Source organism: Isoptericola sp. NPDC055063 (assembly GCF_053608125.1).
In genome coordinates this window covers 1-17,050 of sequence record NZ_JBSGUW010000010.1, presented here as the reverse complement: position 1 = coordinate 17,050, position 17,050 = coordinate 1, and the positions used below count along the sequence as shown (strand labels likewise).

General features: G+C 72.8%; 14 protein-coding genes. 1 reads left to right on the top strand and 13 read right to left on the bottom strand.

Annotated features, from left to right (window positions below):
• Nucleotides 1-168 precede the first annotated feature (168 nt).
• The 9 genes from aceB to ACWF41_RS13200 all read right to left on the bottom strand — a co-directional run bounded on the left by aceB (nt 169) and on the right by ACWF41_RS13200 (nt 11,508).
• Nucleotides 169-1,755: a malate synthase A gene (gene aceB, locus ACWF41_RS13240; RefSeq protein WP_380323988.1), complete on the bottom strand. Its 1,587-nt coding sequence runs from the start codon at nt 1,753-1,755 to the stop codon at nt 169-171.
• A 117-nt stretch (nt 1,756-1,872) separates the two neighbouring features.
• A complete protein-coding gene (gene bcp, locus ACWF41_RS13235; RefSeq protein ID WP_380323991.1) occupies nt 1,873-2,349 on the bottom strand; it encodes a thioredoxin-dependent thiol peroxidase in 477 nt (158 codons plus the stop codon).
• Between the two features lie 63 nt (nt 2,350-2,412).
• The gene (allB, locus tag ACWF41_RS13230) at nt 2,413-3,753 is read right to left on the bottom strand and encodes an allantoinase AllB (protein WP_380323994.1); all 1,341 of its coding nucleotides are present in this window, start codon (nt 3,751-3,753) and stop codon (nt 2,413-2,415) included.
• Nucleotides 3,750-4,937 (bottom strand): glycerate kinase, encoded by a 1,188-nt coding sequence (locus ACWF41_RS13225; RefSeq protein ID WP_380323997.1) that lies wholly within the window; start codon nt 4,935-4,937, stop codon nt 3,750-3,752. The genes allB and ACWF41_RS13225 overlap by 4 nt, the downstream gene beginning before the upstream one ends.
• An 87-nt stretch (nt 4,938-5,024) precedes the next feature.
• Nucleotides 5,025-6,812, bottom strand: coding sequence for a glyoxylate carboligase (gcl, locus tag ACWF41_RS13220; protein WP_380323999.1), 1,788 nt, complete (start codon nt 6,810-6,812; stop codon nt 5,025-5,027).
• Between the two features lie 39 nt (nt 6,813-6,851).
• Nucleotides 6,852-7,778: a 2-hydroxy-3-oxopropionate reductase gene (locus ACWF41_RS13215; RefSeq protein ID WP_380347067.1), complete on the bottom strand. Its 927-nt coding sequence runs from the start codon at nt 7,776-7,778 to the stop codon at nt 6,852-6,854.
• Nucleotides 7,775-8,578: a hydroxypyruvate isomerase family protein gene (locus ACWF41_RS13210; protein ID WP_380324005.1), complete on the bottom strand. Its 804-nt coding sequence runs from the start codon at nt 8,576-8,578 to the stop codon at nt 7,775-7,777. Before ACWF41_RS13210 ends, ACWF41_RS13215 begins: the two co-directional genes overlap by 4 nt.
• A gap of 201 nt (nt 8,579-8,779) precedes the next feature.
• Nucleotides 8,780-10,036 (bottom strand): DUF6986 family protein, encoded by a 1,257-nt coding sequence (locus tag ACWF41_RS13205; RefSeq protein WP_380325628.1) that lies wholly within the window; start codon nt 10,034-10,036, stop codon nt 8,780-8,782.
• Nucleotides 10,033-11,508 (bottom strand): NAD-dependent malic enzyme, encoded by a 1,476-nt coding sequence (locus ACWF41_RS13200; RefSeq protein ID WP_380325631.1) that lies wholly within the window; start codon nt 11,506-11,508, stop codon nt 10,033-10,035. Before ACWF41_RS13200 ends, ACWF41_RS13205 begins: the two co-directional genes overlap by 4 nt.
• Before the next feature lie 124 nt (nt 11,509-11,632).
• Here ACWF41_RS13200 and ACWF41_RS13195 point away from each other — a divergent pair, with 124 nt between their 5' ends.
• A complete protein-coding gene (locus tag ACWF41_RS13195; RefSeq protein ID WP_380325634.1) occupies nt 11,633-12,382 on the top strand; it encodes an IclR family transcriptional regulator in 750 nt (249 codons plus the stop codon).
• 23 nt (nt 12,383-12,405) lie between these two features.
• Here ACWF41_RS13195 and ACWF41_RS13190 read toward each other — a convergent pair whose 3' ends face one another.
• From ACWF41_RS13190 to uraD, 4 genes are all read right to left on the bottom strand, one after another.
• The gene (locus ACWF41_RS13190) at nt 12,406-14,082 is read right to left on the bottom strand and encodes a nucleobase:cation symporter-2 family protein (RefSeq protein WP_380325637.1); all 1,677 of its coding nucleotides are present in this window, start codon (nt 14,080-14,082) and stop codon (nt 12,406-12,408) included.
• 55 nt (nt 14,083-14,137) lie between these two features.
• A complete protein-coding gene (gene pucL / locus ACWF41_RS13185; RefSeq protein WP_380325640.1) occupies nt 14,138-15,088 on the bottom strand; it encodes a factor-independent urate hydroxylase in 951 nt (316 codons plus the stop codon).
• 129 nt (nt 15,089-15,217) lie between these two features.
• The gene (gene uraH / locus ACWF41_RS13180; RefSeq protein ID WP_380325643.1) at nt 15,218-15,556 is read right to left on the bottom strand and encodes a hydroxyisourate hydrolase; all 339 of its coding nucleotides are present in this window, start codon (nt 15,554-15,556) and stop codon (nt 15,218-15,220) included.
• Entirely contained in the window at nt 15,553-16,056 is a 504-nt protein-coding gene (uraD, locus tag ACWF41_RS13175; protein WP_380325646.1) for a 2-oxo-4-hydroxy-4-carboxy-5-ureidoimidazoline decarboxylase, read from the bottom strand. The genes uraH and uraD overlap by 4 nt, the downstream gene beginning before the upstream one ends.
• Between the last annotated feature and the right edge of the window lie 994 nt (nt 16,057-17,050).

The window sequence follows — 17,050 nt, the reverse complement described above, 5'->3', positions numbered from 1 at the left end:
CGCCAGTCTAGTGGGCGCCACGTGTCGGGGAGGTTGTCTCCGTGTGACGCCAGGGACGACGCCGGAGAGCACGAAACGGCCGGGACCACGTCACACAGAACATGGTCCCGGCCGTCACGCACCGGCGGTGCTCGGCGCCCCCGTCGCAGCCGAGCGGTGCCGGGTTCCTCAGTCCATCCGCTCGTAGGCGGCCGTCGTGAGGAAGTCGATGTACTCGTCGGCGACGGCGACCTCCATGAAGGTGGTCCGCGCCTCGTCGTAGTCGGCGGCGTCGCCCGGGAGCTTCGCCACCTCCTCCTCGACGACGCGGTCGACGAGCTCGCGGGTCACCTTCTCGCCCGAGTCGGCGAGGACGACGCCGTTGTGCAGCCACTGCCACACCTGCGACCGGGAGATCTCCGCGGTCGCGGCGTCCTCCATGAGGCCGAAGATGGCGACGGCGCCGAGGCCGCCCAGCCAGGCCTGGAGGTACTGGATGCCCACGGAGACGTTGTTGCGCAGGCCGACCTCGGTGACCGTGCCGGGCGTCTTGTCCACGGACAGCAGGTCCGCAGCGGTCACGCGCACGTCGTCGCGGGTGCGGTCGATCTGGTTCGGCCGCTCCCCCAGCACCTCGGTGAAGACCTCCTTGCAGGTGGCGACCATGCCCGGGTGCGCCACCCAGGAGCCGTCGAAGCCGTCGCCGGCCTCGCGGGCCTTGTCCGCGCGGACCTTCGCGTACGCCTGCTCGTTGGCCTCGGCGTCCTTGCTCGGGATGAAGGCGGCCATGCCGCCGATCGCGTGCGCGCCGCGCTTGTGGCACGTCGAGACCAGGAGCTCGGTGTAGGCCCGCATGAACGGCACCGTCATCGTGATCTGGTTGCGGTCGGGCAGCAGGAACTCCGCGCCGCGGGTGCGGAAGTTCTTCACCACGGAGAAGAGGTAGTCCCAGCGGCCGGCGTTGAGGCCGGCGGAGTGCTCGCGCAGCTCGTAGAGGATCTCCTCCATCTCGAACGCGGCCGGGATGGTCTCGATGAGCACCGTGGCGCGGATGGTGCCGCGCGGGATGCCGAGGGTGTCCTGGGCGAGGACGAACGCCTCGTTCCACAGGCGCGCCTCGAGGTGCGACTCCATCTTCGGCAGGTAGAAGTACGGCCCGAGGCCCTTCTCGATCTGCCGCAGGCCGGCCGTGGCGACGTAGAGCGCGAAGTCCACGAGCCCGCCCGACGTCTGCTCGCCGTCGACGAGGACGTGCTTCTCGTTCATGTGCCAGCCGCGGGGGCGCACGATGATCGTCGCGAGCTCCTCGTCGGGCTTGAGGGCGTAGGTCTTGCCGGCCTCGTTGGTGAAGTCGATCCGGCGCCCGATCGCGTCGAGCAGGTTGAGCTGGCCGCCCACCACGCTGCGCCACTGCGGCGTGTTGGCGTCCTCCTGGTCCGCGAGCCACGTCTTCGCGCCCGAGTTGAGCGCGTTGATCGTCATCTTGCGGTCGGTGGGGCCGGTGATCTCGACGCGGCGGTCGACCAGGCCGGGGGCCGGGGGCGCGACCTTCCAGGAGTCGTCGGCGCGGACGTGCGCCGTCTCGGGCAGGAAGTCGAGCGTGCCGCCGTCGGCGAGCGCCTCGCGGCGACGGGCCCGCGCGTCCAGCAGCTCGAGGCGGCGGGCGCCGAGCTGCCGGTGCAGGGTGACGATGAGGTCGAGCGCGGCCGGGGTGAGCACCTCGGTGTCGCGCTCACCGATCTCGGCGGTGATGGTCAGGCCGTCGGGGAGCTCCACGACAGTCCCTCCTTGTTCTCGTTCTACGGGGGTGTGCTGCAGCCGTGCGCTTGCACAGCGGAATTCGTATTACGCCTAGCGGAAACCTGCCAGCCGACCCTACCGGGTCGTGGGTGCTCAGGCACCCACCAGCTGCTGGCGGAGAGCGGCCACGTGGCCCGTCGCCTCGACGTCGTACTCCGCGCTGCGGAGCGTGCCGTCCGGGTCGACGACGAACGTGCAGCGGTGCACGCCGTCAAACGTCCGGTCGCCGATCGTCTTCGGGCCCCACGTGCCGTAGGCGTCGGCCACCGCGTGGTCCGCGTCGCTCAGCAGGGGGAAGGTCAGGTGCTCGGCCTCCACGAAGGCGCGGATGTCCTCGACCGGGTCCGCGGAGACCCCGACGACGGCGTACCCGGCCCCGGCGAGCGACGCGAGGTTGTCGCGGAAGTCGCACGCCTCGGTGGTACACCCCGGGGTGCCCGCCTTCGGGTAGAAGTACACGACGACGCCCTTGTCCGCCCCGGCGCGCACGTCCGCGAGGGACACGGCGGCGCCGGCGGAGTCGGTGAGGGTGAAGTCGGGGGCGGTGTCGCCCGGCTGGAGTCGCGTCATGTCAGTCGTCCTTCGTGGTCGTTCTCGTCGTCGTGCTCGTCGTCGGTCTCGTCAGGGCTCGGCTCAGGCCTCGCCGCGGCGCAGCAGGGTGCCGGTGGGCTCGTCACCCACGGCGCGCCCGCGCAGCAGCGTGCGGCGCACCACGCCCGTGAGGTCGCGACCGGCGTACGGCGTGACCGGGTTCTTGTGGTGCAGGCGCGTCGGGTCGACGACGAACGTCGCGTCGGGCGCGAAGACCGCGAGGTCCGCGTCCTTGCCGACGGCGATGCCGCCCTTGCGCTCCAGGCCGACCAGCGCGGCCGGGCCGGCGGACATCCAGCCCACGACCTCCGCCAGCGGGACGCCGCGGCGGCGCGCCTCGGTCCACACGACGGCCAGCCCGAGCTGGAGCGAGGCCACGCCGCCCCACGCCTCCGCGAAGTCGCCGGAGGCCGGCTGCTTGAGCTCGGCGGTGGCCGGCGAGTGGTCGGTCACGACGACGTCGATGAGGCCGTCGCGCAGCCCCTGCCAGAGGCGGTCCTGGTTGTCCTGCTCGCGGATCGGCGGGCAGCACTTGTACGCCGTCGCGCCGTCGGGCACGTGGTCGGCGTCCAGCGACAGGTAGTGCGGGCACGTCTCGACCGTGAGGCGCACGCCGTCGGCCCGCGCCGCGGCGATCATCGGCAGGGAGTCGGCGTCCGACAGGTGCAGGACGTGCGCGCGGGCGCCGGTGGCGCGCGCCGCGTCGATGAGCGCCGCGATCGCCGTCGACTCGGCCTTCGCGGGGCGCGAGGCGAGGAAGGTCTTGTAGTCGCGGCCCGGCTCCTGCGGGGCGTCCTCGAGCGTGCCCGGGTCCTCGGCGTGCACGATCATCATGCCGCCGAACGTGGTCAGCTCGGCCAGGTCGGCGCGCAGCTCGTCGGTCTCGAGGTGCCCGAACTCCGGTACCCCCGAGTCCGCGAGGAAGCACTTGAAGCCGAAGACGCCCGCGTCGTGCAGGGGGCGCAGGTCGGCCGTGTTGCCCGGCACCGCGCCGCCCCAGAAGCCCACGTCGACGAAGGCCTGGTCCACCGCGCGCTGCCTCTTGACCTCGAGGTTCGCGACCGAGGTCGTGGGCGGCAACGAGTTGAGCGGCATGTCGACGATGGTCGTGACGCCGCCGGCGGCCGCGGCGCGCGTCGCGGTGGCGAAGCCCTCCCACTCGGTGCGGCCGGGCTCGTTGACGTGCACGTGCGAGTCGACGAGGCCGGGCAGCAGCACCTCGTCCTCGGCGAGGTCCAGCACCTCGGCACCGGCGAGCCCGGTGCCGAGCGGGACGACCGCCGCGATCCGGCCGGCCGTCACGCCGACCTCGACGGCGCGCTCGCCGTCGGGGGTCAGCGCGCGGGCGGCGCGGACGACGAGGTCGTGGGGTGCGGTGGTCATGCGTTCTCCATCGTGATCGTCGCGGGGTCCGCTGCGGCGGGCACCGGGAGGTGGCCGGCGAGCCGCGCGGCGAGGGTCTCGAGCAGCGGGCCCGCCTCGGCGATGCAGCGGGCGACGTCCGGCTCGACGTCGGTGAGGGCGTGCACCGCGCGGAGGCCGGCGGCGGCGGCGCTCTCGGGGCTCAGGGTGGTACGGCCGCACACGGCGACCGTCGGCACGCCGGCCGCGGCCGCCGCGGCCGCGACGCCCACCGGCGTCTTGCCGTGCAGGGACTGGCGGTCGAGGCTGCCCTCGCCGGTGACGACGAGATCCACGCCGGCGAGGCGCTCGGTGAAGCCCGTGAGGGCGAGCACCTCCTCGACGCCGGGGCGCCGCTCGGCGCCGAGCAGTAGGCACGCGAAGCCCACTCCCCCGGCCGCGCCCGCGCCGGGCGCCGCCGCGTACCCGCGAGCGCCGGTGACGCCCACGGTCGCGAGGACGTCCACCCAGGTGACCAGGCCCAGCTCCAGCTCGGCGATCGTGCCGGCGTCGGCGCCCTTCTGCGGCCCGTAGACGGCGGCCGCGCCGTGCTCGCCGAGCAGCGGGTTGTCCACGTCGCTCGCGAGCACGATCTCGGTGTCCGCGAGCGCGGGGTGCAGCCCCGCGAGGTCCACGTCGGTCAGCTCGTGCAGGTGGCCGCCGCCGTCGGCGACGTCCCCGGCCCCCGACGCGAGCCGCGCGCCGAGCGCGGCGAGCATGCCCGCTCCGCCATCCGTGCTGGCCGAGCCGCCGACGCCGACGACGATCTCGCGCGCCCCCGCGTCGAGGGCGTGCGCGATCACCTCGCCGAGTCCGCGGGAGGTGGCGGCGAGCGCCGTGGCCGCCGTCGGGCGCACCATCGCGAGCCCGGTGACCGCGGCCATCTCGACGACGGCGGTGCCGCCGCGGCGGGCGTACCGGGTGGCCACCGGTTCCCCGAGGGGGCCGGTCGCCACCAGGTCCACCGCCGTGTACCCGGCGGCGAGGGCCGCCTCGAGGGTGCCCTCGCCGCCGTCGGCCACGGGGAGCTGGTCGACGACGACGCCGGGCACCGCGCGGCGCAGGCCGGCCGCCAGGTGGGCGGCGACCTCCCGCGCGGTCAGGGAGCCCTTGAACTTGTCCGGGGCGAGCAGCACGCGCGCCGTCGTCGGTCCCGTCGTCGTCACGGTCGCTCCACCTCCCCGTCCGTCGCTGCCCGTCCTCGTCATCGTCTCTCCCGTCGCCGTCGTCGGGTACCGCTCAGCCGCTCGCGCTCAGTCGAGCAGCGCGATGGCCGTGGGCGAGTCCTCGGCCGAGATGGCCAGGTCCTCGAACTCGTTCACCCCGTCGAGCTCGGCGCCCATCGCGATGTTGGTGACGCGCTCGAGGATGACCTCGACCACCACGGGGACGCGGAACTCCGCGGTCATGGCCTGCGCCTTGGCGAACGCCGCCGCCAGGTCCTCCGGGTCCTTGACCCGGATCGCCTTGCAGCCCAGCGCCTCGGCGACCTTGACGTGGTCCACGCCGTAGCCCTCGGGCTCCCCGCCGCCGCCCGACATGTTGATGTTGTCGAACGCGAGGGACACGTGGAAGTCCATGTCGAACGCGCGCTGCGACTGGCGGATCAGGCCGAGGTAGGCGTTGTTCACCACCACGTGCACGTAGGGCAGGTGGTGCTGCGCGCCCACCGCGAGCTCCTCCAGCATGAACTGGAAGTCGTAGTCGCCCGACAGCGCCACGACGTTGCCCTCGGGCAGCGCGCGGGACACGCCCAGCGCGGCCGGGCCGGTCCAGCCCAGCGGGCCCGCCTGGCCGGCGTTGATCCAGTGCCGCGGGTGGTACGTGTGCAGCAGCTGCGCGCCGGCGATCTGCGACAGGCCGATCGTGGTGACGTAGACCGTGTCGCGGCCGAACGCCTTGTTCATCTCCTCGTACACGCGCTGCGGCTTGATCGGCACCTCGGTGAAGTGCGTCTTGCGCTGCAGCTGCCCCTTGCGCTCCTGCGCGGACGCGGCCCACGCCGACCAGTCCGGCACCTGGCCGGCGGCCTTGCGCTCGGCGGCGACCTCGAGCGCGGTGCGCAGGAACGCGCCCGCGTCGGACACCACGCCGTAGTCGGGCGCGAACACGCGGCCGATCTGCGTGGGCTCGATGTCGACGTGCACGAAGGTGCGGCCCTCGGTGTACGTCTTCAGGCCGCCGGTGTGGCGGTTGGCCCACCGGTTGCCGACGCCGATGACGAAGTCCGACTCCAGGAACGTCGCGTTGCCGTAGCGGTGCGACGTCTGGATGCCGACCATGCCCGCGGTCAGCGGGTGGTCGTCGGGGATCGCGCCCCAGCCCATGAGGGTCGGCACCACCGGGACGCCGAGGGTCTCGGCGAGCTCGACGAGCTCGGCCTCCGCGCCGGCGTTGATGATGCCGCCGCCGGCCACGATCAGGGGACGCTCCGCGGCGAGCAGCATGTTCAGGGCCTTGGCGACCTGCTCGCGCGTGGCCTCGGGACGCTCGGGCGCCAGCGGCTCGTAGGTCTCCGGGTCGAACTCGATCTCCGTCATCTGCACGTCGATCGGCAGGTCGATGAGCACCGGGCCGGGGCGGCCGGAGCGCATCAGCTGGAACGCGCGCTGGAAGACGCCCGGCACCTGCGACGCCTCGAGGACCGTCTTGGCCAGCTTGGTGACCGGCGCGGCGATCGACGCGATGTCGACGGCCTGGAAGTCCTCCTTGTCGAGCTTGGCCACCGGGGCCTGGCCCGTGATGCACAGCATCGGGATCGAGTCGGCCCACGCGGCGTACAGGCCGGTGATCATGTCGGTGCCCGCGGGCCCCGACGTGCCGATGCAGATGCCGATGTTGCCGCGCTCGGCGCGCGAGTAGCCGTCGGCCATGTGCGACGCGCCCTCGACGTGCCGGGCGAGCACGTGGTGGATGCCGCCGTGCTGGCGCATGGCGTCGTAGAACGGGTTGATGGCGGCGCCGGGGAGGCCGAAGGCCTCGGTGGCACCCTCCTTCGCCAGGATGGCGACCGCGGCGTCGACCGCGCGCATGCGGGGCATGGTGCTCTCCTTCGAGTCTTCTGGGTCGTTTCGGGGCGGTCAGTCGCGACCGGACAGGCGCGCGATCGCGTTGAACAGGCCGGAGTGGTCCAGCGACCCGTCGCCCTCGGCGCGGGCCGCGGCCATGAGCTGCGCGACGACGGCGCCGACGGGGGCGACGACGCCCTGCTCGCGCGCGGCGGACGTGAAGATGCCCAGGTCCTTGTGGTGCAGGTCGATGCGGAACCCGGGGGCGAACTCGCGGCCCAGCATCTTCTCGGCCTTCTGGTTGAGCACCGCCGACCCGGCGAGCCCGCCGCCGAGGACCTTCACGGCCGCCTCGGTGTCGACGCCGAACGCCTCGAGGAAGATCACGGCCTCGGCCAGCAGCGCGATGTTGCCGGCGACGATGAGCTGGTTGGCGGCCTTGACCGTCTGGCCGGAGCCCGAGGGGCCCACGTGCACGACGGTCTTGCCGACCGCGTCGAACACCTCGGACGCCGCGGCGAAGTCCTCCGCCGAGCCGCCCACCATGATCGACAGCGCGGCGTTCTTGGCGCCCGCCTCGCCGCCGGAGACCGGCGCGTCGAGGTAGCGGAAGCCGGCGGCCGTCGCCTGCTCGGCGAGCGCGACCGTCACGTCCGGGCGGATCGACGAGAAGTCGATGATCAGGGTGCCCGGCTGGGCGTGGGCGAGGACGCCGTCGTCCCCGGTGAGGACGCCCTCGACGTCCGGCGAGTCCGGCACCATGATCGCGACGACGTCGGCCGCCTTGACGGCCTCGGCCACCGACGAGGCGGCGGTCCCGCCGGCCTCGACGAGGGGCTGCGCCTTGGCGGCGGTGCGGTTGTAGCCGATGACGGCGTGCCCGGCGTCCTGCAGGTGGACGGCCATCGGGCTGCCCATGATGCCGAGGCCGATGAAGGCGATGGTGCTCATTGGTCGGGTCCTTCCGGGGAGGTCGAGGGGGTCGCGGTGGGCGCTCAGCGCGCGGAGCGCTCGGCGCGGGGCAGCCAGGCGAACGGGTCGGCGTCGGCCGTCTTGTACTCGAGGCCGACGGGGCCGGCGTAGCCGGCGGCGCGCAGGTCGCCGATCCAGCGCTGGATCGGCAGGTCCCCGCTGCCCGGGGCGCCGCGGCCGGGGGCGTCGGCGACCTGGACGTGGGCGATGCGGTCGCCGTAGGTCTTGAGGTCCAGGTCGACGTCCGAGCCGTTGACCGACAGGTGGTAGACGTCGAAGAGCAGGCCCAGGTTGGTGGCCCCGTGCTCGTCGCGGACGCGGTCCAGGACGGCGACGGCGTCGGCCGACGTCTTCAGCGGGTACGCGGGGGTGCCGGAGACCGGCTCCACCAGCACGGTGCCGCCGATGCGCTCGACCGCCTTCGCGGCCAGCGCGAGGTTCTCGGCGCCGAGCTCGTCCTGGGCCGCCGGGTCCACGCCGTCGACCCGGTTGCCGTAGAGCGCGTTGAACGCGCGGCAGCCGGTGCGCTCGCCGATGCGGGCGACGACGTCGAGGTTGGCGCGCAGGTCCGCCGACCGCTCCGGCCAGGAGATCAGGCCGCGGTCGCCGCCGGGCATGTTGCCGGCGTCGAAGTTGAGGCCCGTCAGCTGCACGCCGGCGTCGGCCAGCGCGCCGACGAGGGCGTCGATCTCGTCCGCCGCGGGCGTCGGGGTGGCGAAGGGCCACCATAGCTCGACGCCGTCGAACCCGGCCGCCTTGGCGGCCGCCGGACGCTCCAGGAGCGGCAGGTCCGTGAGGAGGATCGAGCAGTTCACGGTGTAGGGGATCTGGTCCGTCATCGCTGACTCGCTTTCGCCAGATGGAAGTTTGGTTCCTTGTAGTGAAAACGCTACGCCGGGTCGGGCGGATAGGTCAACCCCGCAGGGGGCCCGTCCCGGCCTCCGGTCGTGATCCGGCGCACACGCCGACGGCCCGGCAGGACGTCGTCCTGCCGGGCCGTCGTGGCCGTGCGCTGCGGGAGCGCGAGATCAGCCGCCGAGGGGGCGTGTGACCATCGCCGTGAGCTCCGCCGGCTGCAGGCCGGTGCGCGTGACGATCTCGTCGGCGCCGAGGGCTCCGCAGTCGAGGCCGCGCTTGAGGTACCACGCGAGCGCCTTGGCGGTGGCGGGCTCGTCGAGCACCGCGCCCTCCACCTCGTTCACGTAGTTCGACAGCCGCTCGGCCGCGGGCTCGAAGCCCTCGCGGTAGAACGCGTACGTCGCGGCGAACCGGCTCGGCAGCTGGGCCGGGTGCAGGTCCCAGCCCTGGTAGAACCCGCGCTCCAGCGAGCGGCGCACGAGGCGCCCGTGGTTCGCCCACGCGGCGCGCACCTGCGCGTCGTCGCCGACCGGCAGCACGTTCGTCGACCCGTCGGACAGGCGCACGCCCGTCCCCGCGGCCGCGAGCTGCATGACCTCCTTGGCGAGGTCCGCCGCCGGGTGCTCCATCGACTGGTACGCCGCGGAGATCCCGAGCGACGCCGAGTAGTCGTAGGTGCCGTAGTGCAGGCCGCTGACGCGCCCGCCGCCCGCGTGGATCATCCGCGCGACCGTGGCCGTGCCCGCCGCGTCGAGGATCGACTGCGGCGTCTCCACCTGCACCTCGAACCGCAGCCGGCCCGCGGGGAGCCCGTTCGCCTCCTCGAGGCGCTCGCACACCGCGACCATCGCCTCGACCTGCGCGACGGCGGTCACCTTCGGCAGGGTCAGGACGAGCCCCTCGGGCAGGTCGCCCGACGACGCCAGCGTGCTGACGAAGACGTCCAGCGTGCGCAGCCCGCGCGCCCGCGTCGGCCGCTCGAAGCACTTGAAGCGGATGCCCACGAACGGCGTCGCGCCGCCCGCGTCCAGCTCGACGCGCAGGGCCGCGGCGGCCGCCGCGGCGACCTCGTCCTCGGCCGAGTCGGGGTGCGTCCCGTACCCGTCCTCGAGATCGATACGCAGGTCCTCGATCGGCTCGGTCGCGAGCTTGCGCTCCACCTGGGCGGCGACCGCGTCGCGGAGGTCGGCGCGCACGCCGACGGCGTCCAGGAGCGCGTCGGTCCCCTGCGCCTGGACGGCGGCCCAGGCCTGCGCGCCCCACTCCGCGGCGAGCCCCGCGGTGTAGCGGTGCGCCGGGACGTAGACGGTGTGCACCGGCTGGCGCGTGCCGTCGTCGCCCGGGTAGGCGCGCTCGAGGTGGGCGTCGTGCTCGGCGAGGCGGCGCTCGACGTCGCCGAGGGCGGCCTGGTCGAGGGAGACCTTCATCGCGCCACCGCCGTCTCCGGGTGCAGCGCCCGGCCCAGGTGCTGCGCCAGGTGCTCGGCGTCATCGGCGCGCTGGTCCGCCGGCGGGACCTCCTTGAGGCCCTCGGCCCGGACGGCGTCGGCGACCGCCTCGGCCACACGGCTGTCGAAGACGCCGGGGATGATGAACGCGGAGTTGAGCTCGTCCTCGCTCACCACCGAGGAGATCGCGACGGCCGCGACGCGCAGCATCTCGTCGGTGATCTGGGTGGCGCCCGCGTCGAGCAGGCCGCGGAACAGACCCGGGAACGCCAGCACGTTGTTGATCTGGTTCGGGTAGTCGCTGCGGCCCGTGGCGACGACGGCGGCCGTCTCGCCGGCGGCGATCGGGTCGACCTCGGGGGTCGGGTTCGCGAGGGCGAACACGATCGCGTCGTCGTTCATCCGCGCGACGTCGGCGCCCGTGAGGATGTTGCCGGCCGACACGCCGACGAACACGTCGGCGCCCGCGAGACCCTCCTTGAGCGTGCCGGTGAAGCCGGACGGGTTCGTGTTCTCCACGATCCACGCGCGGTTCTCGTCGCCGTGCGCCGACTCGGCGGTGAGCGCGCCGTGGCGGTCGAAGCCGATGATGTCGCGGGCGCCCTGGGCGAGCAGCAGGCGGATGATGGCGGAGCCGGCGGCGCCGACGCCGGAGACGGCGATGCGCACGTCCTCGATCTTCTTGCCCACGACCTTGAGGGCGTTGATCAGCGCCGCCAGCACCACGATGGCGGTGCCGTGCTGGTCGTCGTGGAACACGGGGATGTCCAGCTCCTCGCGCAGGCGCTTCTCGATCTCGAAGCAGCGCGGGGCGGAGATGTCCTCGAGGTTCACGCCGCCGAAGCCGGGCGCGATCGCCTTGACGGTCCGGATGATCTCCTCGGTGTCCGTCGTGTCGAGGGCGATGGGCCATGCGTCGACGTCGGCGAACTGCTTGAACAGTGCGGCCTTGCCCTCCATCACCGGCATGGCGGCCGCCGGCCCGATGTCGCCGAGGCCCAGGACGGCGGTGCCGTCGGTCACCACCGCGACGGTGTTGCGCTTGATGGTCAGGCGGCGCGCGTCCTCCGGGCGGTCGGCGATCGCGAGGCAGACGCGGGCGACGCCCGGCGTGTACGCGCGGGACAGGTCGCGCCGGGTCTTGAGCGGCACCTTCGGCGTCACGGAGATCTTCCCGCCGAGGTGCATGAGGAACGTCGAGTCCGACATCTTCAGCACGCGCACGCCGTCGAGGGCGTCGAGGGCCTCGACGATCCGCTCGCCGTGCTCGGCGTCCACGGTGTCGCAGGTGACGTCGGCGACGATCGTGTCGGTGTGCGACTGCGCGATGTCGACGCCCATCACCGAGCCGCCGGCCGTGGCGATCTCGTGGACGATCTCGCTCGTCGCGCGCTGGGACGCCGGCGCCTCGACGCGGAGGGTGATCGTGTAGCTGGGGCTGGGCATCGCCATGGCCAGGGTTTCCTTTCAGGGAGCTGATGACTCAGGGAGCTGATGACATGAAGTTTCGAGATGTGGAAGGATGGTTTCTAGAACCGGGAACGGTTCACACCACGTTGCGGAGGGGGACCTGACCATGGCGAACGGCACCGGAGTCCAGTCGGTGGACCGGGCGATCGACCTGCTCGAGATCATGACCGACCTGGGCGGCGACGCCGCGCTGAGCGAGCTGGCGGCCGCGGCCGGCCTCCCGCTCCCGACGATCCACCGGCTGATGCGGACCCTCGTCGGCCGCGGTTACGCCCGCCAGCTCCCGTCCCGCCGGTACACCCTCGGTCCGCGGCTGATCCGCCTCGGCGAGAGCGCCGGCCGCCAGCTCGGCGCCAGCGCCCGCCCCCACCTGGAGCGCCTGGCCCGCGAGCTCGGCGAGAGCGCCAACCTCGCGATGATCGACCGCGACATGGTGGTCTACGTGGCGCAGGCCTCGTCGTCGTACTCGATGCGGATGTTCACCGAGGTGGGCCGCCGCGTCTACACGCACTGCACCGGCGTCGGCAAGATGGTGCTCGCAGAGCTGCCTGACCAGACCATCCGCGACATCATGGGCCGCGTCGGGATGCCGCCGGCCACCGACCTGTCGATCACGGACCCGGACGACCTCCTCAAGGAGATCGGCACCATCCGCGAGCAGGGGTACGCCGTCGACGACGGCGAGCAGGAGATCGGCGTGCGGTGCTTCGCCGTCCCGGTCAAGGGAGCCCCCACGCCCACCGCCCTCTCGGTGTCCGGACCGGCGGCCCGCGTCACCTACGAGTTCGGCGAGGCCGCCCTCCCCCTGCTGCACGAGGTGGCCGAGACCATCTCCAAGGAGCTGCTCGCGGCCTGACGGCGCCCGGGGCCGCATCCGGCTCACCCCTCCCCCGGGTCGCCGGCGCCCGCGTGCACCAGCGGGCGCGCGTCGGCGTCGGGGCGGCGCTCCGCGACCGCGGCGCGGGCCCCCTCGCGGATCTGCAGGACGTCGGGCACCCCGTCGGCGTCGAGGTCGATCGCCGACACGCAGCCCGAGCGACGCCCGTGGCCGTGGCGCATCCGCGCCTGCACGTCCGCGTTGAGGCGGGCGCGGCGCGCAGCCCGGTGCTCGGCGTCGAGCCGCACAAAGTACTCCGCCCGGCGCTGCTCCTGCTCCTCGGTCACGACGAGCCGCGCGGAGGAGCCTGCCGTGAACACCGACGGGTCCTTGCTGCGTCGCCCCCACCGGATCTCGTTGAAGACGAGGTTCAGCAGCACCGACACCACCGCGGCGGCCGCGATGCCGGAGTGGAAGATCATGCCCACCCAGGTCGGGAACTGGTCGTAGAAGTCGGGAACGGCGATCGGGATGATGCCGAAGCCGAGCGCCACCGCCACGAGCGTGAGGTTGAGGTTGCCCTCGTACTCGACGCGCGACAGCGTGCGGATGCCGGACACGGCCACGGACCCGAACAGCACGATGCCGGCCCCACCGAGCACGGGGGCCGGGATGGCCGCGACCACGCGGCCGAGCACCGGGAACAGCCCCAGGACGCCCAGGACCGCGCCGCCCGCCGCGACGGCGAACCGCGAGCGGATGCCGGTGATCGCCACCAGGCCCACGTTCTGCGCGAACGCCGAAGCCGGGAACGAGTTCAGCAGCGGCGCCACCAGGGTGGCCGCCATGTCGGCCCGCAGCCCGTCGCCGACCCGCTTCGAGTCGACCTTGGTGTCCAGCACCTCGCCGATGGCGATGAGGTCGGCGGTGGTCTCCGTCATGATCACGAGGATCACGATCGTCATCGAGAGGATGGCGCCGAGCTCGAACACGGGCATGCCGAACGCGAACGGTGTCGGGAGCTCGAACACGGCCCCCTGCCCGACCTCCGAGAAGTCCGCGAGCCCCAGCGGCACCGCCACGACCGTGCCGATGACCAGCCCGAAGAGGATGGACAGCCGAGAGATCGTGCCCTGCAGGAACCGGCTGAGCACGAGGACCACGACCAGCGTGCCCAGCGCGAGCGCGATGTTCGGGACGGAGCCCCAGTCGGCGGCCTCCGCGTCGCCGCCCATCATCCAGCCGGCGGCGGTGGGCAGCAGCGACACCCCGATGATCGTGATGATCGTGCCCGTCACGACCGGCGGGAAGAACCGCACGACCTGGGCGAAGAACGGGGTGATCGCCAGGCCGATGGCGGCCGCCACGATGATCGCGCCGAAGACGGCGGGCAGCCCGCCGTCCCCGCTCGCCACCGCGACCATCGTGGACACGGTGGCGAACGAGATCCCCTGGACGAGCGGGAGCTGCGACCCGAAGAAGCGGATGCCCAGCGTCTGGAGCGCCGTGGCCAGGCCGCTGACGAGCAGCGCCGCCGAGACCAGCACGCCGATCTGCGCGCCGTCGAGGCCGGCCGCCTGCCCGACGATGATCGGCGGCGCGATCACTCCTCCGTACATCGTCATGATGTGCTGCAGGCCGTAGAGGAAGGTCTTGCCGAGCGGGTACCGCTCGTCCTCGGGCCGGCCGCCTGCCGGCTTCTCGACCGACATCGCCTGGTCGACCGTCGTCGTGCTCATCTCGATGCTCCTTCGAACCGAACGCGCCGTGCTTCGCTGATCAGCGGGACCGTGATCAGCAGAACCCCGTGACGGTGGCCCACGCGCGCGGCTCCGAGTCGGCGCCCTCCCGCTTCACCTCCGCCTCGATCTTCCCGTAGGGGCGGTCGGCGACGTAGAAGACCTCGTTCGGGTTCTCCAGGCCGAAGGGCTCGAAGTCGACGACGAAGTGGTGCAGGTTCGGCATCGAGAACTTGATCTCGCCGATCTCCGGGTGCGCCTCGAGCACCTTCTTGCCCATCTGGAACAGCGTCTGCTGCAGGGCGAGGGAGTGGACGTCCGCGAACGTCTCCAGCAGGATGCGGCGCACGTCGTCGTAGACGGCGTTGAAGTCGATGTCGAGCGAGGTGTAGCGCCAGCGGGCGGTCACCGACGTCGCGAGGATGCGGTCGGTGGTCTCCTGCAGCGTCGTGTAGCGGTCCTTTGGGAAGCCGTGGAACTCCGACCCCGTGGACTTGAGGACCTTGAGGTCCTCGAGGCCCGAGACGACGAAGACCTCGTCACCGTCGCGCTGCACCACCGTGGTGCGCGTCTCCGTGCCGCCCTTGACGAACGCGTGGTCGTGCTCGCCGTCGGTGACGTGGTTCTGCAGCGAGGAGGGGATGTGCTCCCAGGTGTACTCCTTGGCCTCCCAGCGGCCGCCCTCGATCCAGTCGAAGCTCGAGGTGAAGTGCTCGCCCAGGCGGAGCGCGAACTCCTCCGGCGAGGCGATGCCGTCCTTGGCGAGCGCGAACACCGTGTTCTTCTGCGTGTCCGTGGGGACGACGCGGCCCTGGTCGCCGTCGATGTGCGCGGCGGAGAAGTCGCCGCGCAGCTGCGAGGTCACCGAGAGCTCGGTGATGCGGTGGCGCGCCTGGTCGCGGTCGACCTTCATGACGCGGACCTCGGCCTTGCCGTACTGGTTGTCACCCAGCACGATCGTGCCGGTCGCGGCCTGTGCGGCGGTGTCGGTGGCGGTGGCGGTCATGGTGCTGACTCCTTCATCTGTTGTTGCGTTGCCCGGGACCGCCCACGATGGCGGCCCGGAACGTCTGCGATGACGCTGGCGCAGGTCTCGGCGGCTGTGCCGGGACCGGTGATGGCGGGCCTGGGCCCGTCAGCTCCCGCGGTACGTGGAGTACGCGAACGGGCTCAGCAGGCACGGCACGTGATAGTGGTCGCGCCCGGCCTCGACGGTGAAGTCGATGGTGATCGACGGGTAGAAGGTCGCGACGCCCTGCGCCGCGAAGTAGTCGCCCGTCGCGAAGGTCACGCGGTAGGTGCCGGGCTCGAGCGACTCCGGCCCGAGGTCCTTCACCCGGCCGTCGGCGTCTGTCGTCGCGTCCGCCAGCCGCTGGGCCACGTCATCGCCGACGCTCCACAGGGAGACGGCGACGCCCGCGGCCGGCAGGCCCGAGACCGCGTCGAGCACGTGGGTGGTGATGTGCGAGGTCATGAGAGCTCTCCTTCCAGCCGCAGCACGGCGATCTCCCGTAGCTGCTGGCCGGCGATCCGTCGCTCGGTGGCGGCGTCGTTCCCGAGGCGCTCCTCGAGCGAGCCGAGGATCTCCTCGGCGCTCCGACCCGCGGCACGGATGAGGAACACGTGGCCGAAGCGCTCCTCGTACGCACGGTTCCCCGCACGCAGGCGCTCCTGAACCGAGCCGGTGAGGTCGCCGAGCCCGGCCTGCTCCCGCCGGGAGTGCGCGGCGTCGGCGTCGTCCCCCGACGCCCGCTCGCCGATCCGGGGGTGGCGCGCGAGGGCCGAGTCGATCTCCTCCTCGGTCCAGGGGTCCGCCACGGTGCGCGCCGCGGCGAGGGCCGCCGCGGTGTCGGCGTAGGGGCGGCCGGCGACGACCGCGTCGGCCCACCGGGCCACGGCCGCGCAGGAGAGCACGCGCGCGCGGGCAACCTCCGCGTCCGCCGCGTTGAATGCCTCGAGACCCACACTCGTCATCGAGCGATCCTCCTTGGAGCGATTCCACCCACCGAAAGTGGGTTTCCGTTCAGTGAAGTCTCACTCGCTGCGGCACGACGTGTCAAGTGAGTCGTCGCTCACTGCGCCAGCCCGCGGATCGGCCAGCACGAGCCCTCTGCGGCGCGCACCCGTACTCCATGGTCAGCCCCGCGCCGAGCGCCCGCGACCAGTCGTGTGAAGGCGCTGCGAAGGTCGATCGCTGGTTCCGCGGAGCGCCTGCACAGCGCGTGTCGGCGCGGCGATCACGCCGCCCAGATCTCCAGCCATCAGCCCCGGGTCGCCCACCTGGGTGCCGTCGGAGCGCCGTGCGCGCGTCTTCCGCGACGGCCGCTCGACAAGGCGGCGGGCTGGCCCGCGGCTTGCTCGGCAGATGTTCGCCTTCACGATGCCCTGCGGACTATCGGCGGCAAGAAGACCTCGAGCCCGCGACGTACCGACGGCGCCTCCCCGCCAACAGCTTCTCGACCGCCCAGACGGCGACGTCGATGCACGGGTGCGAGCCGGGGTCGTGGTGTGGCGGGTGAACCGCGTCGCCGCGCACGTCCCGTGGCGCCGTCTTCGGCGCGGCTCTGTCTCCGCCGCGCACCCCTCGCGCACCCCGCGACGCAGCCGGCCGCCTCGGGGCGGCGGCCGGTCCGTCCGTGGCGCCGGAGCCCTGCACGCCCTGCACGCAGCATCACCCCGGCCGTTCCGCGCAGCGTGGTTCGCCGCACGGTGTCAGCCGACTCTCGCCGGGGCCCGGCCTCGCATGCTCCGGCCGCCGGGCCGGAGGGCGGTGTGCGGGTCGTGGCGACCGAGCGGGTGGTTGTGCGCGTCGTGGTCGCGCGGGCCGTGCGTCACTGCCTGGTCGGCGGTGGGGCCTGGGTGATCTCGGGTGTGCGGGGTGGGTTGGTGGTGGTGTGGGGGTATGCGAAAGGCCCACCCCGGTGCGGGGGTGGGCCTTTCGTGAATGGGTGTCCGGCGGCGTCCTACT